The organism is Sorangium sp. So ce1036, from assembly GCF_051369805.1.
Classification (GTDB): domain Bacteria; phylum Myxococcota_A; class Polyangia; order Polyangiales; family Polyangiaceae; genus Sorangium; species Sorangium cellulosum_F.
Window position 1 is genome coordinate 9,504,255 of sequence record NZ_JBBMOX010000001.1, and the last position, 25,120, is coordinate 9,529,374.

The window sequence follows — 25,120 nt, forward strand, 5'->3', positions numbered from 1 at the left end:
CGAGCCTACGGCGCGGTGACCCTGGCCCACACCGCGAGGATCATGGCCTGTTCCAGGGTGCTCGGCGGGGGATAGCCCCTCGGGGGCTCGACCGGCAGCGGCGCGGGGGGCTTTCCCCTGCGCCACGGCGCGTCGTGGCGCGCCGAGGCCCCGGCCGCGGGGCCGCGGCGCGCGACCTCGTAATCGACCGCGGCCACCGCCTCCTCGACGGTGGAGAAGCGCTCGACCAGCTCGCCATCCAGGAGGACGTGCCACCGCTTGCCGCGACCGCCGCGGGCGAGGACGACGACCTCGCTGATCGCTCCAGGCTTCCTCTCGAAATGGAGCGCGAGCCCGAAGCGGCCGAGAGAGGCCCACGCATTGCGCGAGATGGCCATCACCTCGGGGTCGACGCGGAGGCTCAGCGGATCGAAGCGGGCGGCGCGCTCCTGGATCTCGCGCAGCGTGATGCGGCCCGCCTCGACCTCGAACCCGGCGTAATCGAAGGTCACCTGCCGGTAGAAGCGGCTCGCCTCCGCGGCGTCCCTGCCCTCGAGATCGAGGTCGCGCGGCATGCCGAAGAGCGAGGGGAGCGTGCACAGCGCGAGCGAGGAGAGGTCGACGAAATCGAGGATGAGGCAATCCCTCTTGCCCGGATGGAGGCGCGTGCCGCGCCCGACGCACTGGGCATAGAGCCCCTCCGAGCGGGTGGGGCGGGCCATCGCCACGCACGAGACGCCAGGATCGTCGAAGCCCTCGGTGAGGACAGCGACGTTGGTGAGGACCTGGACGCGCTCTGCCCGGAAATCGGCGAGGATCCGGCCGCGGAGGTCGGAAGGCATGTCGCCGTGGACGGTCGCGGCCCGGACGCCGAGGTGGTTGAGCGCCTTCGAGAGGTTCCTGGCGTGCGCGACCGTGACGCAGAAGGCGATGGTGCGGCGGTCGCGGGCGAGCTCTTGAATGGATCGGGCGACGAGCGCATTGCGCTCCTCCAGGTCGACGGCCTCCGCGAGCTCGTCCGTGGCGAAGTCGAGGCCGCCGGGGTCGAGGCGGGAGAGGTCGGTGGCGGTGGCGACGCGGTAGCCGGCGAGGGGGACGAGGTAGCCGTCCGCGATCATCTCGGGGAGGGTGCGGCTGTAGACGATCGCCTCGAAGACCTCGTCGAGGCCCTTGCCGTCGCCGCGGGCCGTCGTGGCGGTGAACCCGAGCAGGGTGCCGGTCCACGCGGGGTCGAAGGCGCCGAGCTGGCGGAGGACGCGGCGGTTGTCCTCGGCGGGGGCGTGGTGGCATTCGTCGTAGATCACGAGGCCGATGTCGCGGCCGCTCTTGACCTGCTCCAGCCGCCTCTCGTGGAGGGAGCGTATGGAACAGACGATGACGCGCGCGTCCGACGAGGCGCGGAGCTCGCCCTGCTCGACGGCGACCGTGGCCTGTCCGCCGAGGGCGCGCTCGATCTTGTCCTTGGCCTGGAACAGGAGCTCTTCGCGGTGGGCGAGGACGAGGACCTGCCGCCTGGCGAGGCGGGCGAGATGGGAGAAGATGACCGTCTTGCCCGCGCCGGTGGGGAGGCACACGACCATGCGCCGGACGCCGCGCCTGCGGGCCGCGAGGACGGCGTCGACGGCGGCGCGCTGGTAAGGGCGCAGGGCGGGCGCGGCGGGGCCCGCCGGCGCGGAGGATGTCGTGGGGCTGGTCATGAGCTCTCGTGCTGTCGGCGCGCCAGCATAGCCCGGCGCCCCTGTCCGTGCCCTCCACGGCGCGGGACGGCGCCGCGCGGGCGCTCGCCGAGGGCGAAGCCAGGGGTGACCTGGGGAAGAGGGGAGCTCATCGAGCGGGGCGGCGCCGCTCGCTGCTCGGGTCAGGGGTCGATCGTCGGAATGGTGCCGTCGGCGCTGTGGGTGAGGTCGGCGATCTCCACGGATCGGAGGTGGGTTTTCCCGGAGAGCGCGTTCTCGTGATAGAAGAGGAACCAGTCGCCCTTGAACTGCACGATCGAGTGGTGGGTGGTCCAGCCGGAGGGCGGGTTGAGCAGGCGACCGCGGTAGGTGAACGGCCCGGTCGGGCTGTCGCCCGTGGCGTACACGAGGTAGTGCGTGTCGCCCGTCGAGTACGAGAGATAGTAGGTGCCGTCGTACTTGTGCAGCCAGGCCGCCTCGAAGAAGCGCCGGTTGGTATCGCCGGCCGTGATCGCGTTGCCGCTGGCGTCGTTGATGCGGATCTCGCTCACGTCGCCGTCGATGCTCTTGAGATCCGCCGAGAGCTTGGCCACGCGCGGGCCGAGCGCCGGCTCGCTGCTGCCCGGCCCCGTGCCGCCGGCGTTGTACGTGCCCGTGCGCCAGCGCTCGAGCTGCCCGCCCATCAGGCCGCCGAAGTAGAGATACGCGGTCCCGTCGTCGTCGATGAACACCGTCGGATCGATGCTGAAGCTGCCGGCGATCGGCTCCGGCTCTGCCTTGAACGGCCCGGTCGGCGACGAGGACGTCGCGACGCCGATGCGGAAGATCCCGCTCGAGTCCTTGGCGGGGAACACCAGGTAATACGTGCCGTTCTTGTACGCGGCGTCGGGCGCCCAGAGCTGCTTCTGCGCCCACGGCACGTCGCCAAGGGCGAGCGCGACGCCGTGGTCGATGACCTCGCAGGTCACATCGTCGAAGGAGTACACGTGGTAATCCCTCATGTCGAAGTGCGAGCCCTCGTTGTCCTCCGGGTTGTTGTTCTCGACGTCGTGCGACGGATGTATCCGAAAAAAAATTCCAGCCGTTTCCGCCAGGGATCCGGGGCGCCACGCCGCGGCTCGGCGGCTCGAGTCGCGCAGCTCGCTCGGGCGAGCGGGCGTATCCAGCGCACGTCGTGGCCTATCCCGCGCAGCCGTCGGCGCGCGCGTCGCGCCCTGCGCGCCACGCCGCCAGGTCGAGGAGGAGGCGCGCGGCGCCGGCGTGCTGGCGTCGAGGCGATCAGCCCAGGTTCACGCGGAGGCCCGCTCGATGAGGTCGGCGGCGACGGCCGTGCCATTCACCGCCACGGCGCCGGCGATCGCGGCCGCGCGAGCGGCGATCCCGGGCTCGAGGGCGTCCCCCAGCGCGGCCCGGAGGGACTCCGCGCTCAGCGCGCGACGAGGCACGGACGCCCCGATCCCGAGCGCCCGCACGCGCGAGGCCCAGTAGGGCTGATCGGCGAACATCGGGACGATCACCTGCGGGGCGCCCGCGCGCGCCGCGGTCACGGTCGTCCCCGCCCCGCCGTGGTGCACCACCGCGGCGACCCTCGGGAACAGCGCCTGCTGGTTGACATCGCCGATCGCAATGCAGTCCGGGGCGTCGTCGACCAGCGCGAGCTCGGCCCACCCCTGCGACAGGACGACGCGGCGCCCCGCGGCCCGCACGGCCTCGACGACGGTGCGGCCGGTCTGCGGGTCCGCAGGCATGCTGCCGAAGCCGACGTAGACGGGCGGCTCGCCGGCGGAGAGGAACGCTTCCAGCGCGGGGGCGAGCGGCGTCGGGTCGGGGAGGAGCCAGGCTCCCGTCTGCGTGACCCGCAGGCCAGGCGTCGCCGGCAGCGGCCCGAGGACCGGGTCCGCCGCGAGCCACGGATCCTCGCCCAGGACGTGGCCGAGAGCGTCGCTCGGCGGCCCCAGGCCCAGCCGCCTCCGGTTGTCGTCGAGCCGCTCGAGAATGCGCTCGTTCCAGCTCCGCGACTCGTCCTGCCAGCCTCGGAGGTTGGACTCCGCGTCGCCCCCGGGCTCCCCGCCGGGCGCATGATCCGGCGACGGCAGGGCCACCGGCGCGTACACGGCGACCACGGACGGGATGCCCAGCCGCTCGGCGATGGACCGCGCGGCGTACTGGTGCGCTCCGCCGGCCACGATCACGTCGCACCCCTCGGCGGCCGACGCGGTCGCATCGAACTGGTCTCTCACGAGGTGCTCGACCAGCGCTCGGACCTGCTCCGGCGTCGGCGTGGAGGCGTGCGCGGCGGCGGCCCCGCTCGGTGGACGCATCGCGATTCCGATCGGGGTCGCCGTGAAGCCCAGGCCTCCCACCCATTCGATGAAGTTCGGCGGAACGCACAGCCTCACGTCGTGCCCCCGGCGCCGCACCTCGGCGGCCAGGGCCACCACGGGTTGCACGTCACCGCGCGTCCCCACGCCCGTCAGCAATACCCGCATCGCCCATCTCCCTTCCACCACGCGTCGCGTGGATGACGGCGGCGACGATGGCACCGCGGATGCGACTTTTCATCGTATCAACGCCCGAGCTCCGGTATACATCGTGGAACGGGAGGCGGCGCGAGGGCGCCTGTACCACGGATCATCCGTTCAGGCCCAGACGGCCGGAGGTGACCGCCCGTCAGACCGTTTTTTCCAGGCGTTACCCCGACCTCGGTCGGGTCGCCTGGCCGTCCGCCCCCACGCGCGCGGTGAGGCCGCCGGCGCGGCCCGCTCGGCGAGCGCGTGGCCGCGCTTCGATGGAGGCTGGAAGCTCCTCCCCCAGTCCTCACGCATCGTCCCTCGCGGAGCGCGATCGCCGACCCCAGGGAGGGAACGGAGGCACCCATGATCAAGCCACCGCTCAGCCGCGACGACCTGCTGGCGCTCGTCCACGAGCACAACCACGTTCACAACGAGCACCGGCGGACCACCGCCGAGTCGGTCCGGCGCAAGCTCGACGCGCGCGTCCTCGAGATCGAAGACCGCTTCGAGCGCGCGCTCGCCGAGGCGATCCCCGACGAGGCGCTCCGGCGAGCCTGGCGCGATCACCTGCACCGGCGCGGGCCGGCGCCGGACGAGCCGCCGCCGGTGTCGCCGCTCGTCTTCCGCGGCCGCTCCGAGGTCGGCTCCGAGGCCGTCGCGCGCGAGAAGGCCGGCGGCATCCACATCGAGGTCGACGGCGCCGTGTACGATCGGCGACGCGGCCTCGACCTCGCGGCCGACCCGGCGGGCACGGAGCTCCGCGTCGGCACGCTCCCGCCGTTCCGCGAGCGCTTCGAGCTGCCCGCCGAGGCGCTCGACGCCCTGCGCGCCTGGGTCGAGCGCCCGGACACCGAGCCGCCTTGGCGCTGGGCGCGCGAGCTCGTCGCCGAGGGCCTCGTCGACGGCCACTTCGCCCTGACGGACCGCGGCCGCCGCGCCCTCGCCCTCGCGCGGCGCGCCGCATAGAGAGAGTCAACCACGTCCCCGGCAAGGGCAACCTGTCCGAGGGCGTCCAGCTCCCGCTGTCCCCGCGCGTCCCGGGGCGCGTGCCCGAGCAGGAGTGAGGGGGCCCAGCGCCTCGCCGCGGGCTCCCCTGCGGCCCGCGGCGTCCGTCGATCACGCGCGCGCGGCGCCGATCCGGCCGCGCTGGCACGCCCGCTCCTCCCAGCTCCGCGCCCCCGCGCCGTTCGCCCTGCTGTCGCCGCTCGCCCTGCTGTCGCCGCTCGCCAGGAGTTCCGCACACCCGAGGCTCACGCCGGGTGCACACCGGAGCGCTCACGCCGGGTGCACCCAGGAGCGCCCCCGGCCGGTTCACCCCTTGCATTGCTCGTCGAGCCGAGTGGAGGGATAACCGCATGCTCGCGCTCACGTACCATGGCCCGCGTTGCGTCCGTGTCGAGAAGGCCCCGGAGCCCCGGATTCAACACCCGAACGACGTGATCCTGCGCGTGACGCGCGCGGCGATCTGCGGCTCCGATCTGCACCTCTATCACGGATACGTGCCCGACACGCGCGTCGGCACCATCTTCGGTCACGAGTTCACCGGGGTCGTCGAGGAGGTCGGCCCCTGCGTGCAGACGCTGCAACGCGGCGACCGCGTCGTCGTCCCGTTCAACATCGCCTGCGGCACCTGCTTCTTCTGCCAGCGGGAGCGCACCTCCGCCTGCGAGAACACCAACCCGCTCTCCACCCTCATGAGCGGCATCTTCGGCTACTCGCACACGACCGGCGGGTACCAGGGCGGCCAGGCCGAGCGCGTCCGCGTCCCCTTCGCGGACGTCGGGCCCATGAAGATCCCGGACGACCTCTCCGAGGAGGACGTGCTCTTCCTCTCGGACATCCTCCCCACGGGCTACCAGGCCGCGGAGATGGGCGACATCACCCCCGCGGACACCGTGGCGGTCTTCGGCTGCGGGCCGGTCGGCCTGATCGCCCAGCGGTGCGCCTGGCTGCTCGGCGCGCGCCGGGTCATCGCCGTCGACTCGATCGATTACCGCCTGGCGTTCGCGCGCTGCTACGCCCGCGCGGAGACCGTCGACTTCAGCAAGGTCCCCGACGTCGTGACCGTCCTCCGCGACATGACCGACGGCCGCGGACCGGACGTGTGCATCGAGGCGGTGGGCCTGGAGGCGAGCGGCTCGCTGGCGCGCGATCTCCTCGGCAAGCGGCTCCGGCTGGAGGCCGGCTCGCCGGTCGCCCTCAACTGGGCGATCCAGTCGGTCCGCCGCGGCGGCAGGGTCTCGATCGTCGGCGTCTACGGGCCGCCGTGGAACCTCATCGACGTCGGTGCGGCCATGAACAAGGGCCTGACGCTCAAGGCCGGTCAGTGCGACGTGAAGCGGTACATGCCGCACCTGCTCCAGCACATCCGCAAGGGGAACCTCGATCCCAGGGCGCTCATCACCCACCGCGTCCCGCTCGAGTCGGCGCCGGAGATGTACCGCCTGTTCGCGGCGCGGACCGACGGGATCATCAAGGCCGTGCTCATCCCGGACGAGGCCGGGTGAGCTTCTCGATGGGAGAGGAGGAGGCGACCATGGATATCGAGATCATGCTTCCCAGGGACCTGCCATTCTGGGGCGCGGACCTGTGTCCGGAGGACAGGCCCGGTGTCCCGAGGGAGGCGCCGCCACACCTGTTGCCCGACGCGCACTGGATAGAGCCCGCGCGGCAGCCCATCGAGGGACGGGTGATCACGCACCCGGGCCTCGCCCGCCCGACGCCGGTGTTCAGCACGGCGCTGCCGCCGAGGGGCGTGCGCGGCGCGCTGCGCCGCGTGGCCTACGCGATCCCGGATCACCGCCTCTCCCACTGGCTCGTGCTGGGCCTCGCCGATCGGCTCGACGTCATCGCGAGCCTCCCTCTCCGGCTCAAGCGACGGGCCCGAAGGGCCGATCGGCCCGGGAGCGCGGCGCCGACGGGCGCGTGACGGCGACGCCCCACGCCGGGGCGACAGCGCGCCTCGTCGCGCCGGCGTGACGGCGCGCACGCCCCCCTCCCGGGCCCGGGGCCGCTCTGCGGCCGCGGTGCGGCCCGATACCCGCGCGCGCGGCCTGAACCTCGCGCACGGTCGTGAGGTCCGACCGATTCACGCCCGGCGATACGCATCCCACCACGCCACGCCCGCTTCACGCGCCACGCCCGCCGCCTGCCGCGAAGCGCCAGCCAGGAGGATCGCTCGACGGTGAGCCCGCGCTTCGCAGCGAGGATCCTCGCCGCCGAGGCCGACGCAGCCCGGGCCGACCCGCGACGAAAAGTACATCGACGCCGTCCGGCGAAGAAGTGTAAGACGGCCCTGGGTTTCGCGGTCGCTTGCCGCCCCTCCCCCCGAGGCGCGGCGTTCCCCCCAACGTGCCTGCGCGCCGGAGCCGATGGCCGGCCGCTCGCCCCAAGCACCCAGAGGTGATCTTGCGCATGAGAGCCCATTCTCCCCCTCGATGGATATGCGGAGCCGCCGCGCTGGCCGCGGCGGCGTGGGCCGCGCCGGCGTTCGCTCAGCAGGCGGACGCAACGCGCGGCCTCGCCCTCGATCGCTTCAGCCCCGCGCCCGCCGGCGACCGCATGTTCGGTGTGCCGTCGCCCTATGCGGCCTCGCCCAATCAGGACGGCAGCCCGACCCTCCACCTGATGCTGCTCGGCGATTACGCGCACAACCCGCTCGTGCTCACGCGCAAGAGCTCCGACGAGCGCATCGGATCCATCGTGGAGCACCAGATGTTCCTGCACCTGAACGGCTCGTTCACGGTCTGGGACCGGCTGCACCTCAACGTCGACGTGCCGCTCGCCGTGCTGCAGCAGGGCGAGAGCCCCGCCGCCGAGGGCCTCGCCTTCGCCTCGCCGAGCGGGGCGGAGATCGGCGATCTCCGGCTCGGGCTCAGGCTGCGCCTGCTCGGCGACTACTTCGACCCGTTCCAGCTCGCCGTCGGCGGCTACGTCTGGCTACCGACCGGCGACGGCGAGCCCGGCTCGTTCGTGGGCGAGGGCTCGGTGCGCGGCATGCCGCAGATCATCGCCGGCGGCCGGATCCCGAACCTCGTCTGGTCGCTCTCGGCCGGCGTCGAGCTGCGCCCCTCGCAGACGTTCGCGCAGGTGCAGCAGGGCCTCTCGCTCAACACCGGCGCGGGCCTCGGCCTCCTGCTCCTGCCCGAGGAGCAGCTCCAGATCGGCCCCGAGGTGAACGTGACCACGGTGCTGGAGGGGCCCGAGGCGCGCAACACCAACGTCGAGGCGCTGCTCGGCGTGCGGTACCGCTTCGCGCCCGCGCTCCGCGATTTCGAGATCGGCGCCGGCGTCGGCCCCGGCTTCACGTCGGGGCTCGGCACGCCGGACGTCCGCGCCGTGGCCATGCTCGCGTACTCGCCCGAGGTGCGGCGCGAGGACCCGGATCGCGACAAGGATCGCATCCTGAACGAGCGGGACGCCTGCCCCGACACGGCCGGCGTCGCGAGCGACGATCCGAAGAAGCACGGCTGCCCGCCGTCCGATCGCGACAAGGACGGCATCCTCGACGAGGTCGACGCGTGCCCCGACACGGCCGGCGTCGCGAACGACGATCCGAAGAAGCACGGCTGCCCGCCGCCCGGGGACCGCGACAAGGACGGCATCACCGACGACGTCGACGCGTGCCCGGAGCAGCCGGGCCCGACCAACGAGGACCCGAAGCAGCACGGCTGCCCGCCGCCGCCCGACACGGACGGCGACGGGGTGATCGACGCGGAGGACGCGTGCCCCAACATCGCCGGCATCCGCACAGCGGACCCGGCCACGAACGGCTGCCCCGGCGACCGCGACGGCGACACGGTGCGCGACGATCAGGACGCCTGCCCCGACGAGAAGGGCAAGGTCGATCCGGATCCGGCGAAGAACGGCTGCCCCGTCGCGGTGCGGATGACCGAGACCGAGATCGTCATCCTGCAGCAGGTGCAGTTCGACACCAACAAGGCGACCATCAAGAAGGCGAGCGACGAGCTCCTCGAGGAGGTCGCGGGTGTGCTGAAGGAGCACCCGGAGATCCTCAAGGTCGAGGTGCAAGGGCACACCGATCCGCGCGGCGGACGCGCGTATAACATGAAGCTGAGCCAGGCCCGCGCCGAGTCCGTGGTCAAGGCGCTGGTCCAGCGCGGCGTCGAGGCCGAGCGGCTCACGCCGAAGGGCTACGGGCCCGACGTCCCGATCGCCGACAACGACACCGCCGAGGGGCGCCAGAAGAACCGCCGCGTGCAGTTCAAGATCCTCGAGAAGAAGCCGAAGCAGCAGCAGGAGGCACCGTGAAGAGACGTCTGATCATAGGTGGTCTTGTCGGGCTCGCCTGGGTGGGCGGGCCGGGCGGCGCCGCGCACGCCGCGCCCGTGATGCACGTGGAGGTCAGCCAGCGGGGCGACTTCCTCCTGATCGGCAACACGCTCGGCTACGAGTGCGGTGGGGACCTGGAGCCGGCGACGCCCGTGGTGGGCAACGCCGACGCTTCGCAGTGCGGGAGCACCGGCCTCGGCGACAGCTCGCCCGACGTCTACTGGCGCGCCGACTCGCCCGGGGACGGCGAGGCGGAGGCGAACACCACCATCAGCGCGAGCGAGGCGCGGAGCACCGCATGGCTCGAGGTGCCGGCCGGCGCCACGGTCACGCACGCCTACCTCTACTGGGGCGCGCACATCTCGTCCGGCGATCCCGTGGACACCACGGTGACCCTGGACCGCCCCGGCGCGAGCGGCTTCGAGGAGGAGGTGCACGCCGTGGCCCCGCTCGGGGGGTCGTTCACCCCCGACGAGGACCCCACGACGACGGAGTACTACCAGTCGTTCGCGGACATCACCGCGATCGTGCAGGCGCACGGGACCGGCGCCTACCGGGTGGGCGGCGTCCACAGCAAGGACTTCATCGCTCCCTCCCCCGCCAACTTCGACCACAACAACTTCGCCGGTTGGTGGATGGTCGTGTTCTACGAGCTCGCCTCCGAGCCGCCGCGCCACCTCGCGCTCTTCCACGGGATGGATCGGGTCAACACCCCGCCCGCTGGCCAGCCCGACCAGGGCGTGCAGGCGACGCTCTCGGGGTTCGTGGTGCCGAACGCGGGCTACGACGCGAAGATCGGCATGATCACATTCGAGGGGGACGCGTCGATCGACGGAGACCGCTTCCTCTTCAACAACGAGGTGCTCGAGAACACGCTGAACCCCGCCGACAACTTCTTCAACGGCACGCGCTCCTACCTCGGCATACCGGTGTCGACCGTCGGGGACCTGCCGCAGATGAGGGGGCTCCCCGGGGCCATGGCCGGCATCGACATCGATGTCCTCGACATCACAGACATGGTGTCCGCAGGCCAGACCTCGGCGCCCATCGAGGCGGCGACCGACGGCGATCTGTATTTCCTCGCCGGCTTCGTCACCTCGATCTCGACCTTCAAGCCGGACTTCACGTCGTCCACGAAGATGGCCGTCGACGTGAACGGTGAGCCGCTGCTCGCGGGCGACGTGCTCCGGTACACGGTCGAGGTCGTCAACACGGGGAACGACGCGTCGGTCGACACCGTGCTCACCGATCCCCTGCCCCCGGGCGTGACCTACGTGCCGGGCTCGCTGGCGATCGAGTCGGGCCCGAACGCGGGCGCGATGACGGACGCCGCCGGCGACGATCAGGGCGAGTACGACGCCGCCACGCGCACCGTGCGCGTGCGGCTCGGCGCGGGCGCGAACGCGGACAGCGGCGGCACGCTCGCCGCCGTCACCGGGGCGACGACCGTGACCTTCGAGGTCACGGTGGACGCCAGCGCGGAGGGGCTGATCTCCAACCAGGCGATCGTGACCGCCGCCGGAGAGCAGGGCTCGCCGTCCGAGGAGACGCCGACGGACGGCAACGGCCCGGCCGGGGGCGTCCCGCCGACGGACGTCGTCGTCGACGACTGCGCGACCGACGCGCAGTGCGCCGCGCCGACGCCGTACTGCCGGACGGAGACGACGCCCAACGCGTGCGTCGAGTGCCTCACCGACGCGCACTGCGGGCCGCTGGCCCCGCAGTGCGATCCCGACGCGAACGCCTGCGTCTGCGTGCCCGAGGCGACCGACGCGTGCGGGGACGGGATCGACAACGACTGCAACGGCGTCATCGACAACGGCTGCGACACGGACGAGGACGGGATCGAGGATCCCGACGAGATCGCCGCCGGCACCGATCCGGACGACGCCGACAGCGACGACGACGGCGTGCCCGACGGCGACGAGCCGCGCTTCGACGAGGACACCGACGGCGACGGCCTCATCAACGCGCTCGACCCCGACAGCGACAACGACGGGCTCTACGACGGCACCGAGCTCGGCCTGCCCTGCGACCACGCGGCCACCAGCGCGGCCGCGGGCCACTGCCGCGCCGACGCCGACGAGGGGGCGACCAAGACCGATCCGCTCGACGCCGACAGCGACGACGGCGGCGTGCCCGACGGCCAGGAGGACGTCAACCTCGACGGCGCCATCGACGACGGCGAGACCGACCCGAACAACGGCGACGACGACGGGACGCCGGCGGACACCGACGGCGACGGGCTCAGCGACGCGCTGGAGGAGACGCTCGGCAGCGATCCGAACGACGCCGACACGGACGACGACGGCGTCATCGACGGGCAGGAGCCGAACCCCGCCGACGACACCGACGGCGACGGGCTCATCAACGTGCTCGACGTCGACAGCGACAACGACGGGCTGTTCGACGGCACCGAGCTCGGCCTCCCCTGCGACCACGCGGCCACCAACGCGGCCGCGGGCCACTGCCGCGCCGACGCCGACGAGGGGGCGACCACGACCTCGGCGCTCGATCCGGACACCGACGACGGCGGGGTGCCCGACGGCCAGGAGGACATCAACCTCGACGGCGCCATCGACGGGGGCGAGTCCGATCCGAACGACCGGTCCGACGACGCGCCGCTCGACGACAGCGACGGCGACGGCCTGAGCGACGCGGTCGAGGCCGAGATCGGCACCGATCCGGACGACGCCGACAGCGACGACGACGGCGTGCCCGACGGCCAGGAGCCGAACTTCAGCGACGATCACGACGGCGACGGCCGCGTCAACGCGCTCGACCCCGACAGCGACGGCGACGGGCTGTTCGACGGCACCGAGCTCGGCCGCGACTGCTCCAGCCCGGCGACCGCGCCGGACGCTGCGAGCTGCATCCCGGACGCGGATCCCGCGTCGACCACGAGCCCGCTCGATCCGGACACGGACGACGGCGGCGTGCCCGACGGCCAGGAGGACGCGAACCACAACGGCGCCATCGACGAGGACGAGACCGATCCGAACGACGGCGCCGACGACGCGGTGCCGACGGACACCGACGGCGACGGGCTCGGCGACGCGCTGGAGGAGACGCTGGGCAGCGATCCGAACGACGCCGACACGGACGACGACGGCGTCATCGACGGGGCGGAGGTGAACGCCGGCGAGGACAGCGACGGCGACGGGCTCGTCAACGTGCTCGACGTCGACAGCGACAACGACGGGATCTTCGACGGCACCGAGCTCGGCCTGCCTTGCGACCACGCGGCCACCAACGCGGCCGCGGGCCACTGCCGCCCCGACGCCGACGAGGGGGCGACCAAGACCTCGCCGATCGATCCGGACACGGACGACGGCGGCGTGCCCGATGGCCAGGAGGACATCAACTTCAACGGCGCCATCGACGAGGGCGAGACCGATCCCAACAACGGCGACGACGACGGGACGCCGACGGACAGCGACGGCGACGGCCTGAGCGACGCGGTCGAGGGCGAGATCGGCACCGACCCGAACGACGCCGACAGCGACGACGACGGCGTGCTCGACGGCCAGGAGCCGAACTTCAGCGACGACCACGACGGCGACGATCGCGTCAACGCGCTCGACCCCGACAGCGACGACGACGGGCTGTTCGACGGCACCGAGCTCGGCCTGCCCTGCGACAACGCGGCCACGGACGAGGGCGCGGGGACCTGCATCCCGGACGCGGATCCCGAGACGACCACGAACCCGCTCGATCCGGACACGGACGACGGCGGCGTGCCCGACGGCCAGGAGGACGCGAACCACAACGGCGCCATCGACGAGGGCGAGACCGACCCCAGAGACCCCGAGGACGATGACGCGGGCTGCGAGGAGGACGCCGCGTGCGGCGGCCCGACGAGCGGGAAGATCTGCGATGAGGCGACGCGCACCTGCGTCGACGGCTGCCGCGGCGAGGACGGCAACGGCTGCCCGGCGGGGCAGGTGTGCAGCTCGGACGACAGCACGCCGGGCACCTGCGCGCCGGAGTCCACCCAGGTCCTGAACCCCGACGACATCGTCGCCGAGGGCAACGGCCTCTGCGCGGCGCGGCCCACGCCCGCGGGCAGCGGCCCGGGCGCGGCGACGCTCCTGCCCATGTTCGCCGCGCTCGCCGGCCTCGCCCTGCGCCGCCGGCGTCGCATGAACGGCTAGCGCACACGAGAGGGCCCACGGCCGCGCGTCCGCCGCCGGTTCCGGCGGCGCGACGCCCCCCACGCGGCCGTGGGCCCGTTCCCAGGGCTCGTTCACCGGGCTCGTTCACAGCCACGCGGCTTTTTTGCCCCCACACGACCTGCCTCCGTACGGTACGACGCCGAGGAGGACCACCATGGAGATGCTGCTCGCCAGCGAGCGTCGCGTCGCGCGGCGCGCCGTCATCGTGGAGTGCCACGCCGTGCGCGAGCGGGGCTTCCGGCTGCTCGGGACCCGGGCGATCGACCTCTCGACGGACGGGATGCTCGTGCTGACCGAGGCGCCCACGCTCACGGGCGAGCCGGTGATCGTCAGCTTCCGGATCCCGGACACGGACACCTGGATCGACGCGACAGCGACCATCGCGCGCACGATCCACGGCCGGCGCACGGGCGATCCGTGCCGCGCCGTGGGCCTCTGCTTCGATCCGCTCGACAGCGCGTCGAGCCGGCGGCTCCGCGCGGCGCTCGAGCGCTTCCCGCCGACGTTCCCGTACCGCGCGCCGCGCGTCGACTACGCGGCGACCGCCGCGATGATCCTGCTCGGCTGATCCGGAGCCGCGGGCTCGCCCGCGGGGCGGCGCGGGCCCGTGTCTTCCATGACCCCGGCGCGCGCCCTCGCCCCCGCGCTCGCGCGTCCCCCCCCATTGCCGCGGTCTGGGCGCCACGATAACTGTACTTCCCATGACCGATCTCGACCACGACGCGATTCGCGTCCTGAGCGACGCCGACGTGCGGCGCTTCATCGAGGAAGGCTTCGTCCGCCTCGACCATGCCTTTCCTCGGGAGCTCGCCGATCAGGGCCGCGCCATCCTGTGGCGCGACACCGGGTGCGATCCGGACAATCCCGCGACGTGGACGCGGCCGGTCATCCGGCTGGGCCAGTATGGACAGGAGCCCTTCAAGAGCGCGGCGAACACCCCCGTCCTGCGCGCGGCGCTCGATCGGCTCGTCGGCAGAGGACGATGGATCCCTCGGCCCGTCCTCGGCACGTTCCCCGTGCGGTTTCCGGGCCCGGACGATCCAGGCGACACCGGCTGGCACGTGGACGCGAGCTTTCCTGGGGCCGACGAGGGCGATTATCTCTCCTGGCGCATCAACGGGAGCTCCCGGGGCCGCGCGCTCCTGATGCTCTTTCTGTTCTCCGACGTGGGCGAGGACGACGCGCCGACGCGGATCCGGAGGGGCTCTCACCTGGACGTGGCCCGGCTCCTCCTGCCGGCCGGCGAGGCCGGCATGTCGTTCATGGAGCTCGCCGGAAAGCTCGATATCACCGCGAGCCGGCCGGAAGCGCTGGCGACCGGAGAGGCCGGGACCGTGTACCTCTGCCACCCCTTCCTCGTGCACGCGGCCCAGCCGCACCGCGGCAGAAGGCCGCGCTTCCTGGCGCAGCCGCCGCTCGCTCCGGCGGGACCGTCGCCGCTCCACCGCGCGGACGGCGAGCCCTCGCCGGTGGAGATCGCGATCCGCCTGGGCCAGGAGGCGCGATGAGGGCGCCGGCGAGGGCGCTCATGCGAGGGCGAGCTCGTCCCCGATGCGCAGCGTGCCGGACTTGGATTCGTTGATGTAGTTCTGACCGAAATTGAGGTTACCGGGCTGCTCGGGGTCGCGCCGGTACGTGGCGAGCGTGCGCAGCGGCTCCGGGCCGCGCGCCGCGGTGAATTGATCGGTCGTGGTGACCACGCAGCGCGCGCACGGGCCGCCGGCGCGCAGCACCACGTCTCCGACGCGGACGCGGCCCCACCGGTCCTCGTCGAACGCCGCGCAGCCGCTCACGACGAGGCTCGGCCGGAAGCGGTTCATCGGCACCGGCTCGGCGCCGTTCGCGACGAGGTGCTCGTTCAGGTCGGCGAGCGAGGCCTCGGAGATCACGAGCAACGGATACTCGTCCGCGAACGACACGACGTCTCCCTGGCCCGCCGCCGGGGACTTGACCGGCCGGCGGAACGCCGCGCCGATGCGGACGAGCCGCGCCGGGTGCTCCAGGAAATCGCTGAGCCACCCGGCGACCTCGTCGCCGCAATCCTCGGCCAGCAGGCCGGTGCTGCTCCAGACCTCCACCGTGAGCAGGCGCGCGCCCTGCGCGGAGCGCGGCACGCTGACCGGCGCGCGGCCGGCGGCCCCGAGCGTGAGCAGGTCGTCGGAGAGCCGGGTCTCGATGAGCGCCATGCGCGGCAGCGGGCGTTGCGTGAGCGGCTTGCCGTCGGCGTCGACGATCATGAACCGTCGATCCCCGGCGAGGCCGAGGTCGTCGACCGCCGCCGCGTCGACGGCGATGCCGCGGCAGCCTTTGACAGGGTAGATGTGAAGGGCGGTGACTCGCATCGGTGGCCTATAGCACACACCGCTGTGCGCTCTCCGAGGGCGCGCCGACTCATCCACTCCGCCTCATCCGCTCCGCCCTCTCCCCTTCCCCCCTCATCCCCTCACGCCACGCCGGCTCCCTCCGTGATGCCGAAGACCTGCCGCAGGTCCATCCCCACCACGATCTCGGCGTTCTGCTGCACCCAGTCGACGAGCGCGGGCCGCAGGGCGCGGGCGATCTCCTCCTTGACCAGCCCCTCGACGACGCTCGGCTCGATGCGCCGCGGATCGAGCGCCGCGGCGTCGCCGCCCGTGGCCAGGGCGCCGAAGAGGCGCACGAGCGACTCGAGGCCGGCGGCCTGGCCGAGCGCCCCCAGGGGCTCGATCTGCTCGACGGTGATCTCCCCGCCGCGCCGCACGATGAAGCGGCGGACATCGGCCTGGTCGACTCCATCCTTGCGGAGCACCACGGAGGAGCAATCGACCTGGATGCGCTTCACGCGCGGAGAGGCCTCGAGCTCCGCCCGGGTGGTGCCCTCGACGTCGACGCGGGCCAGGATCGTCGCGCCGGCCGGGATGCGGAACCCGTCCCGCCCCACCGCGCCCGCGAGCTCCTCGCGCAGCGTGGCCCGCGCCGAGAGGCTCGCGCCGCGGAAGGCGACGCCGCCGCCCTCGGCCTCGAGGTTCGAGAGCACCTGGCGCACCGTCAGGACGAGATCGGGATCGGTCGTGGGATCGTACGGGGGGATGGCCATCGGCGTCGAGGTGACGAGCCCCCTCAGGAAGGCGCGGGCCTCGTCCTCGGCCGCCTCCTTGCCGACCCGGAGGAGCCCCCCCGTGTAGAAGACGTTGGGCGTCATGGCGCCCGAGCGAAGGTCGTACTCGACCTGCTGTAGCCCCATGTCGCCGAGCGGCGGCGGCAGATCGATGACGAGGTAGGGATCGAACGCGACGCGCAGGAGCGCCGGCGCGAGCGTCAGGCGGAGCGCCGTGGAGCCGGTCGCGGCCGAGGTCGAGAGGGTGGCCACGGCCACGCGCTTCAACGTGGTGCGCGCGGGGAGGTCGAGCGAGAGCGAGACGGACTCGAGATCGATCCAGGATGGCAGGAAGCTCCAGGCCATTCATGGAGCGTACACCCTCGCGTCGCGGCGAGGGCGCCGATCTCCTGGCGCGCCGCGCGCCGGGGGGTGGTGCGGCCCTTTGGGGGCTCACCTCCGGGGCTTGCGTTCCGGCGAGCCTCTTTCATGGCTCGCCTGCACTTCAGCCCCTCCGGTGAGCCCCCAAAGGGCCGCACCACCCCCCGGGGCAGGCTCCAGGCGCTATGTGGGTGCGTAGAGGACCAGGTTGCCGTCACACTGGACCACCAGGAACGCCCCCCGGTGTCCTTGCGTGTTGGTCGCCCATCTCGCATTGCCCGCGTAGTCGTACAGCACGAGATTGCCGTCCGTCTGCAGGATGGCATGCTTGATCGCCAGCCCGTCGGTGCCGCTGGCCCACAGGGGCTGCGACGGGACCCGGTACAGCACGAGGTTGCCGTCGTCCTGCAGGATGAGCTGGTACTTGCGGTTGGTCGAGTAGAGCGCATAACCGCGGTTGAGCTGCTCGCCCCCGAGCATCTTGCTCTGCGGATCGCAGTGCTCGTCGCTCTCGTAGGTGTTGCTCGCCCAGACGACCTTCACGGCCTGGGCGCTCGCATCTCCGGCCAGCGCCAGCGCGACGCCGAGGCCGGCGGCAGGCAAGGTCGCCCGCCGGACGAACTGCACGACTCCGTTCATTGCCTTTCTCCTTGCTCGTGTCTCGTTCCCTCTTGCTCCCATCCGCCAATGGAGAGCCTGTCCTGTGGCTCCCTCGAGGACAGGCGCGCTCATGCGCGGTCGAACAGGCTCGCCGCCCTCGCGCGCTCCTGTGCCCTCGCGCGCTCCCTGTCGCTCTGCGCTGGGTTGCGCCCGTGCAAGGCAAGAGAGAGGCCGTGCGGGGCGTGCGCGCGCGTCGCGAGGCCGAGCCGCCCCGGCGCGCTGTCGCTGCCCATTGCCTGCTCGTCCGCCGCACACCGCCGCGGCCGCGCCGCCGCGCCGTCCGGCCGGCGGCCGCGCCCGCCCCCCTCCGCGCGCCGCGCCCGTGCGCTCCTCACCGGCGTTCGCGCCGGCGCCGCGCTCGCGCGAGCGGGCGCGGCGGCGCTGGTCTCTCAGGGAGGGACGCGGTAGGAGGGCGCCATGCTCAAGCACAACAGCTACTTCAACGGCAATGTCCAGAGCCTCGGCTTCGAGCGCCACGGGCGAAGGCAGACGATGGGCGTCATCGACGCCGGCGAATACCACTTCTCGACGGACGCGCCGGAGCGGATGACCGTCGTCGCGGGCGAGCTCGCGATCCGCCTGGACGGCTCGCCGGAGTGGCGCGCCTACCCGGCGGGGACCTCGTTCGAGGTGCCCGGCAAGAGCGGTTTCGACGTCAGGGTGTCGCTGCCGTCAGGGTATCTCTGCGAGTTCCTCTGATCGCAGGAGCCCGCGAGTCCAGCGGGTCGCGCCGCGCCGGAGCGCGCGTGACCAGCCGCGCCGGGCTCCCCCGGCGCCCGCCTCACGCGATCGGCGCGCGCTCGTCGGCGCCGTCGTCCGCCGGCGCCACGAAGCAGGAGCGGCCCGCGCAGCAGCAGTGCGGGTGCGCGTAGCCGTCGTCCGGCCCGGCGGTCTCCAGGGTCGCGAGGCACCAGTACACGGCCGTGCTCGACGCGCCGTAGCGCCAGTCGCGCAGGCCGGGGTGCATCGAGCCGAAGGCCACCTTGGTCCGGAGCTTCCTGCACACGACCGGCGGCCGCTCGGCCGCGCCCGGACCGGGGCCCTCGCCCGCCGGCGCCTCCGCCCCGTCGCCGACTCCGCCCTTCGCCCTGTCGTCGATCATGTCCCGCCCCCCTGGGCCGCCGCGAGGATCGTCCGCCGCACGATCACCTCGGCGATCGTCACCTTGTACCCGTTGTCCGCGAGCGGCGTCGCGCCCTCCACCGCGGCCCGGGCGGCCGCGCGCGCGGCCGCCTCGTCGACCGCCTTGCCGGCGAGCGCCGCCTCGGCCGCCCGCGCCCTGTGCGGCACCGGCGCCGCCGCGCCGAGGACGATCGACGCCCGTCGGCACCGCCCGCCCTCGCGCTCGAGCAGCACGGCCACCTCGGCGAGCGGCCAGTCGTACGACTCCTTCTCGCCCTGCTTCAGGTAGGCCGAGCTCGCCCCCGGCGCGGGCGGCGGCACCACCACCTCGGTGATGATCTCCTGCGGGCCGAGCGCGTGCTCGCGCAGCACGTCCTGCTCCGGCGTCACGAAGAACCCATCGAGCGGCGCCTCGCGCTCGCCCCGCGGCCCCGCGATGCGGAGCTTCCCGCCGAGCGCGAGCAGCGCGGTCGCCATCGCCGACGGGTGCACCGCGGCGCACACCGCGTTGCCGAGGAAGGCGTGGTAGGCGTTCTCGCCGTCCTGCGCGAAGCAGCGCGCCCCGCCCTTCTTCTTGCACAGGAAGTCCTCGCTGCGGAAATACCAGCAGCGCGGCCGCTGCAGCAGGTTGCCGCCGACGGTGGCCACGTTGCGGATCTGCGGCGTGGCGGCGCGGCCCGCAGCCTCGGCGAGCGCGCGGTAGCGGAGGCGCACGGCCTGCGCCTCCGCGAGGCGCGCGAGCGTGGCCAGCGGGCCGATGTGCAGCCCGTCCGCGCGCTCCTCGATGCCGTCGAGCCCGGGGATCGCGCGCAGGTTGACCAGGCGCTCGGGCGCGATCAGCCGCTCCTTGAGCAGGTCCATCAGGTCGACGCCGCCTGCCTTGAGCGCCGCCCTCGCGCCCAGCGCGGCGACGGCCTCCTCGACCGAGCCCGGGTTGACCCATGCGAACCGGTTCATCGCGCCTCCTTCCGGGCGAGCGCCTCGAGCACCCGCGCGGGCGTCATCGGCAGCTCGCGCACCCGCGCGCCCGTGGCGTTGTAGACGGCGTTGGCGACCGCGGCCGCCGTGGGCACCGTGGCCGGCTCCCCGATGCCGCCCGCGTCCGTGGAGCTCCGGCCGTGGTACTCTTCCAGGATCGTGACGTCGATCCTCGGCGTCTCGCGGGCGCCGAGGATCTTGTACTGCTCGAAGTTCGTGTTGAGCATCCGCCCGGCGCGGCGGTCGAGCACCCGGTCCTCGTAGAGCGCGTACGAGATGCCCTGGAGGATGCCGCCGTTGATCTGGCTCTCCAGCGCGAGCGGGTTGATCGGCCGGCCGCAGTCGTGCACCGCCACGACCCGCTCCACCCGGACGATCCCGGTCTCGGTGTCGACGCTGACCTCCGCGAACTGCACCCCGCCGCAGCCGCCGATGCCGATGCCGCCCCGGGGCCGGCCCGTGGCGAAGCCGCCGTAGTCCTCGGGGCGGCTCGCGGTGGCGGCGATCTGCTCGGTCCGGAGCTTCGCCGCGGCGGCCCGGAACGAGAGCGAGCGGCCGCCGTCGCTCGACACCACGACCTTGCCGTCGCGCAGCGCGAGGGCCTCGGGCTCTTCGCCGAGCGCGGCCGCCACCTCGGCGAGGAAGCGCCTGCGCACCTGGTGGGCCGCGTTGCGCGCGGCCGGGGTCATCGAGCCCGTGGTCTTGCTCCCGCCCGAGGCGACGCCCGACGGGAACTCCGTGTCGCCGATGCGCACGTGGACGTCGGAGGGCCGGAGCCCGAGCTCCTCGGCCACGACCTGGGCCAGCGCGGTGCGGATGCCGGTGCCGATGTCCTGCACCGCCGAGCGCAGCTCCACCGACCCGTCGCGCACCACGCGGACCTCGCACGAGGCGTCCAGGTCGACGATGCGGTACCAGATCGACTGCGCCATCCCGAGGCCGCGCTTCACCGGGCCCGGGTCGGAGCCGGGCGGCCGCCGGCGCGACCAGCCGATCTTCTCGGCCCCGATCCGTCGCTCCACGCGGCGCGCCGCGCTGTCGACGTTGCGGCCGCCCTGGTCCTCGTCGACGTCGATCTTGTCGCGCAGCGCGACCGGGTCCATCCCGAGCTTCTCCGCGAGCTCGTCGATCGCCTGCTCCAGGGCGAAGGCGCCCTGCGGGTGGCCCGGAGCGCGGAACGCCGCGGCCGGCGCCGCGTGGGTGAACACGTCGCTCTCCTCGACGAGCAGGTTCGGGCACGGGTAGAGGTTCTTGGCCGGCCCGCCGGCGCCGGAGCCCGTGCCCGTCCCGCCGGTGCCGTGGCAGACGAGGTGGATGGCGGTGAGGGTGCCGTCCTTCCTGGCGCCGATGCGGAGCTCCTGCACCGAGCTGGGGCGGTTGCCGCCGGCGACGTGCTCCTCCTTGCGGTCGAGCATCAGCCGCACGGGCGCGCCGGCCTTCTTCGAGAGGTGCACCGCGAGCGCCCCGTAGTTGCCGATGCCGAACTTGGCGCCGAAGCCGCCGCCCATGAACTCGGTGACGACCCGGACGCGGCTCTTGGGCAGGCCGAACACCTCGGCGAGCTCGTCGCGCACGGTGCCCGTGCCCTGGGTGGACGCGTACACGGTCAGGAGCTCGGGCTTCCAGTCGGCCACCACGCCGTGGGGCTCCAGGGCCGAGTGGGTCTGCACCTGGGTGCGGTAGGTGCCCTCGACCCGGACGTCGGCCTCGGCGAGGCCCTTCTGCACGTCGCCGCGCGGCGGGCCGAGCGGGCCGCTCTTCATCGGGCCGCGCACGTTGCCCCTCTGGGGCACGCCCGCGGGCCCGCCGCCGCCGCCCGCGGTCGCGGCCTGGTCCGCGGGCCCCGGGAACACGCGCGGCGCGCCCGGCGCGCGCGCCTCGTCGAGGTCCACGACGAACGGCAGCGGCTCGTACTCGACCCGGATGAGCCGCGCCGCCTCGTCCGCGTCGGCCTGGGTCACGGCGGCGACCGCGGCGACGGGCTGGCCGGCGTAGCGCACCACGGGGTACTTCGAGGGGAGCTCCTTCGAGGGATCGCGGAGCACGGCGCTCCCGCGCAGCCGCTCGAGCACGTGGACCGCGCGCACGCCGGGGTGCCGCTCGGCCGCGGAGACGTCGACGGCGCGCACGCGCGCGTGCGGGTGCGGCGAGCGGACGGCGCGGCCGAAGAGCATGCCCGGGAGCCGCACGTCGGCGGTGTAGGTCGCGCCGCCGGTGACCTTGAGCCGGCCGTCGAGCCTCGGCGTGCGCTTGCCGACCGCGGAGAGCGCGGCGTTCACGGGCCAGGGCGGCGGCTCGTCCGCGGGCACGGAGCGCTGGCGCTCGGTGACCTCGCTGCCGCCCGGGTGGACGATGCCGGTCGGGACCCGCACCGTGCGCTGTTCGTCGTCCATGGCTAGCCCTCCTTCCGCCCGTCGGCCGGCCCCTGGGGCGGCCGCGCGCCGCCCCGCGCCGCCGCGAGGGTCGCCTCGAAGACCTTGGGGTAGGTGCCGCAGCGGCAGAGGTTGCCGCTCGTGGCCGCGCGCACGTCGTCGAGGGTCGGCGACGGGTTGCGCTGGAGCAGCGCGGCGCAGCTCATGACCATGCCCGGGGTGCAGAAGCCGCACTGCGCGGCGTCGTGCTCGATGAACGCCTGCTGGACGGGGTGCAGGGCGCCGCCGCGCGCGAGCCCCTCGACGGTGACGACCGCGCGCCCGACCGCGTCGAGCGCGAAGGTCATGCACGAGCACACGGGGGTGCCGTCGAGCCACACCGTGCAGGCGGAGCAGGCGCCGCGATCGCACACCACCTTGGTCCCGGTGAGCCCGAGGTCGACGCGGAGGGCGTCGGCGAGCGTGGCGCGGGGGTCCACGGTGAGCTTCCGCTCCACGCCGTTGACCTGCAGGGTGATGGGCACGCGATCGGGCCCGAGGACCTCGGTCCCCTTGCCCTGGCCGCGCGGCGCCTGCGGCTCGCCAGGGCTGCACGCCTCGATGGCCACGGAGGTCGCGGCCGTGAGCCCCGTGCCGGCGAGGAAGCGGCGGCGGGTGAGCAGGGCCTGCGCGCCGTCGCCGGCGCCGCGGCCCTCGCTGGGAGCGCCCCCGGTCGGGGAGCGCGGATCCTCCTTGCTGCGGCTCGACACGCGCGAAGCGTAATCTGGCCTCGTCGGGGGCGTCTACGATTGAAAGCGCATGGACAGGCCCGTTCGAGCGCTTCCACCGTGGACGACGTACACGACCACGATCTTGCCAGGCTCAGCAGGTGTCGTCGTCCGGTGCATGCGCTCCAGACTGCATTGCACGCCGTGCTCGGGAGCGAATCCAGCGCTCGGCCCGAGCGGCCGAAGGGGCCGCAGAGAGGATTGGCCCGCACGCGCGTCGGGCCTGTGTCGGGATAGCGCAGCACGAGCGGCAGCGCCGACGAACCACGTCCCGGCCCGCGGCGCTCGCCGCCGAAAGGGAGAGCTCGTCTTCCGCGCTCCCCGGTATAACCGAGGCCTCCTGCGATGCACACGACCGAACCCTTGCTCGAGGCGGAAGCTCGCCTGCTCTCGCTGGAGGCGCTGCGGCCGCCGCTGTCGTCGCTGCGCGAGCTCCTCGCGTCGTCGGATCCCGCGGCGGCGCACGCCGCCGCGCAGGCGCTGGCGCGCCGCGAGGGCGAGGGCGAGGACGACCTCCGCGACCTCGCCGCGGCGGTCCCCGCGGGCTGGCCCCGCGCGATCGCTACCTGCGCGCGACCCGCGCGCTCCTCGGCGATCCCGATCCCACCACCGTCCGCCTCGCCGTGCGCGTGCTCTGTTTCGGCGGTGATCTCGGGGCGGTGGACGAGATCGCCGACAGGCTCGCGCACCCGCACGCGGCGGTCTCGCGCGCCGCGCGCGAGGGGCTCCTGGCGCTGGGCGACCGCGCCATCCCCGCGCTCGAGCGGGCCCGCGCGCGCGCCCGTCCCGACCGTCGCGCCCGGATCGACGCCGTGCTGGCCGAGATCCGCGCGCGTCAGCCGGCCGCGACGGGTGAGTAGCCAGCGCGCCCGGTGGCCGGGCCGATGTGGAGGCGTGCACGCCGGCAGCGCCGAGCTCGCGTCCAACCCCCGACAGCTTGAAGCCGCCAAAGGGCGCCATTGGGTCGTCAGGTCCGGAATAACCCATTACAGGCAGACCTCGTCGCCCATTTCGATTTCTGCATGCGGCGAGGCGCAACAGGCCATGTCCGCGTGCGAAGAGGTAGAGAGGTAGAAGAAAAAAAACTGGCCGACTCCCCTCCTCCCGTCGTAGTCACAGCGTCGTGCCGGGCACGTCGCACGAGGTCCTGATCGTCGCGTTGCGCGAGCAGCCCGGGCTGCTCGGCGCGCTCGTCTCCGCGCTCACCGGCGTGAAGCTGCCGCGCAGCCTCAAGCCGTCCGACGCCACGCTCCGCTTCGTCAAGCCCGCCGAGCTGCGGCTGGATCTCGTCTACCGCGGGGGCCGGCGGCGCTGGGTCCTGGTCGAGCTGCAGCGCGGCGTCGACCCGGCCAAGCGCCGCCGATGGCCGCTCGCGGCCAGCCTGCTCCACGATCAGACCGGCGTGGCCGGCGACATGCTCGTCATCACCGCCCGCCGCGCCGTCGCCCGCTGGGCCGAGCGCGTGGCGTGCGTGCGCACGCGCCTCGGCACGGTGCTCCAGCTCAAGCCGGTCGTGCTGCACCTCGGCGCCGCCGAGAGCAAGGCGCTCCTCGACGAGCGCCACCCGGAGCTCGCGCTCTTCGCGGCGTGGGCCATGCAGCACCGCCACGGCCCCAGGGCGCGCGCCGTCGTCGAGCGGGCGTTCGAGCTGACCGAGCGGCTGCCCCCCGCGTTGCGACGCGCGCAGCAGCGTGCGATCCTGTCCGTGCTCAGCGAGCGCATGCTGGCGCTCCTCAGGGAGGCCTCGATGAACCCCGACAAGATCCCCGAAACCCCCGCGGCCAGGAAGCTCCGCCTCTTTCTCGAAGCGCAGGGACGGAAGAAGGGACGGGCCGAGGGCGAGGCCAAGGGCCGGGCCGAGGGACGGGCCGAGGGCGAGGCCAAGGGCCGGGCCGAGGGCCGGCAACAAGCGCTGATGACGCTGCTGCGAGCACGCGGGCTCTCGCCCTCACGGGACGACGAGGCGCGCATCCGGGCCTGCACCGACCCGGCGAAGCTCGATCGATGGATCGCGCGCGCCGCCACGGCCACGTCCGTGCGCGAGGCGCTCGGGACGAGGCCCCCGGGCGCGAGGGCCCGCCCCCGCGCGCCCGGCCGCCCCAGGCCGGCGAGCGCTTCGCGATCCTGAA

General features: G+C 73.4%; 21 protein-coding genes. 10 read left to right on the forward strand and 11 right to left on the reverse strand.

Annotated elements, in window-relative coordinates:
• Window positions 1-5: 5 nt before the first annotated feature.
• The 3 genes from WMF31_RS35760 to WMF31_RS35770 form a co-directional block, all read right to left on the reverse strand.
• Window positions 6-1,676, reverse strand: a complete 1,671-nt coding sequence (locus WMF31_RS35760; RefSeq protein ID WP_436606231.1) for a DEAD/DEAH box helicase — start codon at window positions 1,674-1,676, stop codon at window positions 6-8.
• Window positions 1,677-1,837: 161 nt separating this feature from the next.
• Window positions 1,838-2,656 carry a family 43 glycosylhydrolase gene (locus WMF31_RS35765; protein WP_436606232.1) on the reverse strand — a complete coding sequence of 273 codons (819 nt, stop codon included), beginning with the start codon at window positions 2,654-2,656 and terminating at the stop codon, window positions 1,838-1,840.
• A gap of 288 nt (window positions 2,657-2,944) precedes the next feature.
• Window positions 2,945-4,144, reverse strand: coding sequence for a glycosyltransferase (locus tag WMF31_RS35770; RefSeq protein ID WP_436606233.1), 1,200 nt, complete (start codon window positions 4,142-4,144; stop codon window positions 2,945-2,947).
• A 387-nt stretch (window positions 4,145-4,531) separates the two neighbouring features.
• Between WMF31_RS35770 and WMF31_RS35775 the strand changes: the two genes are divergently transcribed.
• Window positions 4,532-5,134 (forward strand): hypothetical protein, encoded by a 603-nt coding sequence (locus WMF31_RS35775; RefSeq protein WP_436606234.1) that lies wholly within the window; start codon window positions 4,532-4,534, stop codon window positions 5,132-5,134.
• A 150-nt stretch (window positions 5,135-5,284) separates the two neighbouring features.
• On the opposite strand, the gene WMF31_RS35780 is transcribed toward WMF31_RS35775, so the two are convergent.
• Window positions 5,285-5,422 (reverse strand): hypothetical protein, encoded by a 138-nt coding sequence (locus WMF31_RS35780; protein WP_436606235.1) that lies wholly within the window; start codon window positions 5,420-5,422, stop codon window positions 5,285-5,287.
• 101 nt (window positions 5,423-5,523) lie between these two features.
• Between WMF31_RS35780 and WMF31_RS35785 the strand changes: the two genes are divergently transcribed.
• The 6 genes from WMF31_RS35785 to WMF31_RS35810 all read left to right on the forward strand — a co-directional run bounded on the left by WMF31_RS35785 (window position 5,524) and on the right by WMF31_RS35810 (window position 15,143).
• The gene (locus tag WMF31_RS35785) at window positions 5,524-6,675 is read left to right on the forward strand and encodes a zinc-dependent alcohol dehydrogenase (protein ID WP_436606236.1); all 1,152 of its coding nucleotides are present in this window, start codon (window positions 5,524-5,526) and stop codon (window positions 6,673-6,675) included.
• A gap of 29 nt (window positions 6,676-6,704) precedes the next feature.
• The gene (locus tag WMF31_RS35790; RefSeq protein WP_436606237.1) at window positions 6,705-7,097 is read left to right on the forward strand and encodes a hypothetical protein; all 393 of its coding nucleotides are present in this window, start codon (window positions 6,705-6,707) and stop codon (window positions 7,095-7,097) included.
• A gap of 485 nt (window positions 7,098-7,582) precedes the next feature.
• The gene (locus tag WMF31_RS35795) at window positions 7,583-9,439 is read left to right on the forward strand and encodes an OmpA family protein (RefSeq protein ID WP_436606238.1); all 1,857 of its coding nucleotides are present in this window, start codon (window positions 7,583-7,585) and stop codon (window positions 9,437-9,439) included.
• Complete coding sequence (locus WMF31_RS35800; protein WP_436606239.1) at window positions 9,436-13,614, forward strand: hypothetical protein; 4,179 nt, start codon at window positions 9,436-9,438, stop codon at window positions 13,612-13,614. Before WMF31_RS35795 ends, WMF31_RS35800 begins: the two co-directional genes overlap by 4 nt.
• 175 nt (window positions 13,615-13,789) lie before the next feature.
• The gene (locus WMF31_RS35805) at window positions 13,790-14,203 is read left to right on the forward strand and encodes a PilZ domain-containing protein (RefSeq protein WP_436606240.1); all 414 of its coding nucleotides are present in this window, start codon (window positions 13,790-13,792) and stop codon (window positions 14,201-14,203) included.
• 133 nt (window positions 14,204-14,336) lie between these two features.
• The gene (locus WMF31_RS35810; RefSeq protein WP_436606241.1) at window positions 14,337-15,143 is read left to right on the forward strand and encodes a phytanoyl-CoA dioxygenase family protein; all 807 of its coding nucleotides are present in this window, start codon (window positions 14,337-14,339) and stop codon (window positions 15,141-15,143) included.
• Between the two features lie 18 nt (window positions 15,144-15,161).
• Here the strand turns inward: WMF31_RS35810 and WMF31_RS35815 are convergent, their stop codons facing one another.
• The 3 genes from WMF31_RS35815 to WMF31_RS35825 form a co-directional block, all read right to left on the reverse strand.
• Window positions 15,162-15,977: an MOSC domain-containing protein gene (locus WMF31_RS35815; RefSeq protein ID WP_436606242.1), complete on the reverse strand. Its 816-nt coding sequence runs from the start codon at window positions 15,975-15,977 to the stop codon at window positions 15,162-15,164.
• A 101-nt stretch (window positions 15,978-16,078) separates the two neighbouring features.
• The gene (locus tag WMF31_RS35820) at window positions 16,079-17,077 is read right to left on the reverse strand and encodes a hypothetical protein (RefSeq protein ID WP_436606243.1); all 999 of its coding nucleotides are present in this window, start codon (window positions 17,075-17,077) and stop codon (window positions 16,079-16,081) included.
• Window positions 17,078-17,275: 198 nt separating this feature from the next.
• Window positions 17,276-17,731, reverse strand: coding sequence for a hypothetical protein (locus tag WMF31_RS35825; protein WP_436606244.1), 456 nt, complete (start codon window positions 17,729-17,731; stop codon window positions 17,276-17,278).
• Window positions 17,732-18,169: 438 nt separating this feature from the next.
• Between WMF31_RS35825 and WMF31_RS35830 the strand changes: the two genes are divergently transcribed.
• Window positions 18,170-18,451 (forward strand): pyrimidine/purine nucleoside phosphorylase, encoded by a 282-nt coding sequence (locus WMF31_RS35830; RefSeq protein WP_436606245.1) that lies wholly within the window; start codon window positions 18,170-18,172, stop codon window positions 18,449-18,451.
• Window positions 18,452-18,533: 82 nt separating this feature from the next.
• Here the strand turns inward: WMF31_RS35830 and WMF31_RS35835 are convergent, their stop codons facing one another.
• The 4 genes from WMF31_RS35835 to WMF31_RS35850 are packed head-to-tail and all read right to left on the reverse strand — an operon-like array spanning window position 18,534 to window position 22,973.
• Window positions 18,534-18,854, reverse strand: a complete 321-nt coding sequence (locus WMF31_RS35835; protein WP_436606246.1) for a hypothetical protein — start codon at window positions 18,852-18,854, stop codon at window positions 18,534-18,536.
• Entirely contained in the window at window positions 18,851-19,831 is a 981-nt protein-coding gene (locus WMF31_RS35840) for an FAD binding domain-containing protein (protein ID WP_436606247.1), read from the reverse strand. Before WMF31_RS35840 ends, WMF31_RS35835 begins: the two co-directional genes overlap by 4 nt.
• The gene (locus WMF31_RS35845) at window positions 19,828-22,245 is read right to left on the reverse strand and encodes a xanthine dehydrogenase family protein molybdopterin-binding subunit (protein ID WP_436606248.1); all 2,418 of its coding nucleotides are present in this window, start codon (window positions 22,243-22,245) and stop codon (window positions 19,828-19,830) included. The genes WMF31_RS35840 and WMF31_RS35845 overlap by 4 nt, the downstream gene beginning before the upstream one ends.
• Before the next feature lie 2 nt (window positions 22,246-22,247).
• Entirely contained in the window at window positions 22,248-22,973 is a 726-nt protein-coding gene (locus tag WMF31_RS35850) for a (2Fe-2S)-binding protein (protein WP_436606249.1), read from the reverse strand.
• 641 nt (window positions 22,974-23,614) lie between these two features.
• On the opposite strand from WMF31_RS35850, the gene WMF31_RS35855 reads away from it, so the two are divergent.
• Together WMF31_RS35855 and WMF31_RS35860 are read left to right on the forward strand one after the other, a co-directional pair.
• The gene (locus tag WMF31_RS35855) at window positions 23,615-23,851 is read left to right on the forward strand and encodes a hypothetical protein (protein WP_436606250.1); all 237 of its coding nucleotides are present in this window, start codon (window positions 23,615-23,617) and stop codon (window positions 23,849-23,851) included.
• A 263-nt stretch (window positions 23,852-24,114) separates the two neighbouring features.
• On the forward strand, window positions 24,115-25,119 hold the full coding sequence (locus WMF31_RS35860; protein ID WP_436606251.1) for a hypothetical protein: 1,005 nt from the start codon (window positions 24,115-24,117) through the stop codon (window positions 25,117-25,119).
• Window position 25,120: the final 1 nt, after the last annotated feature.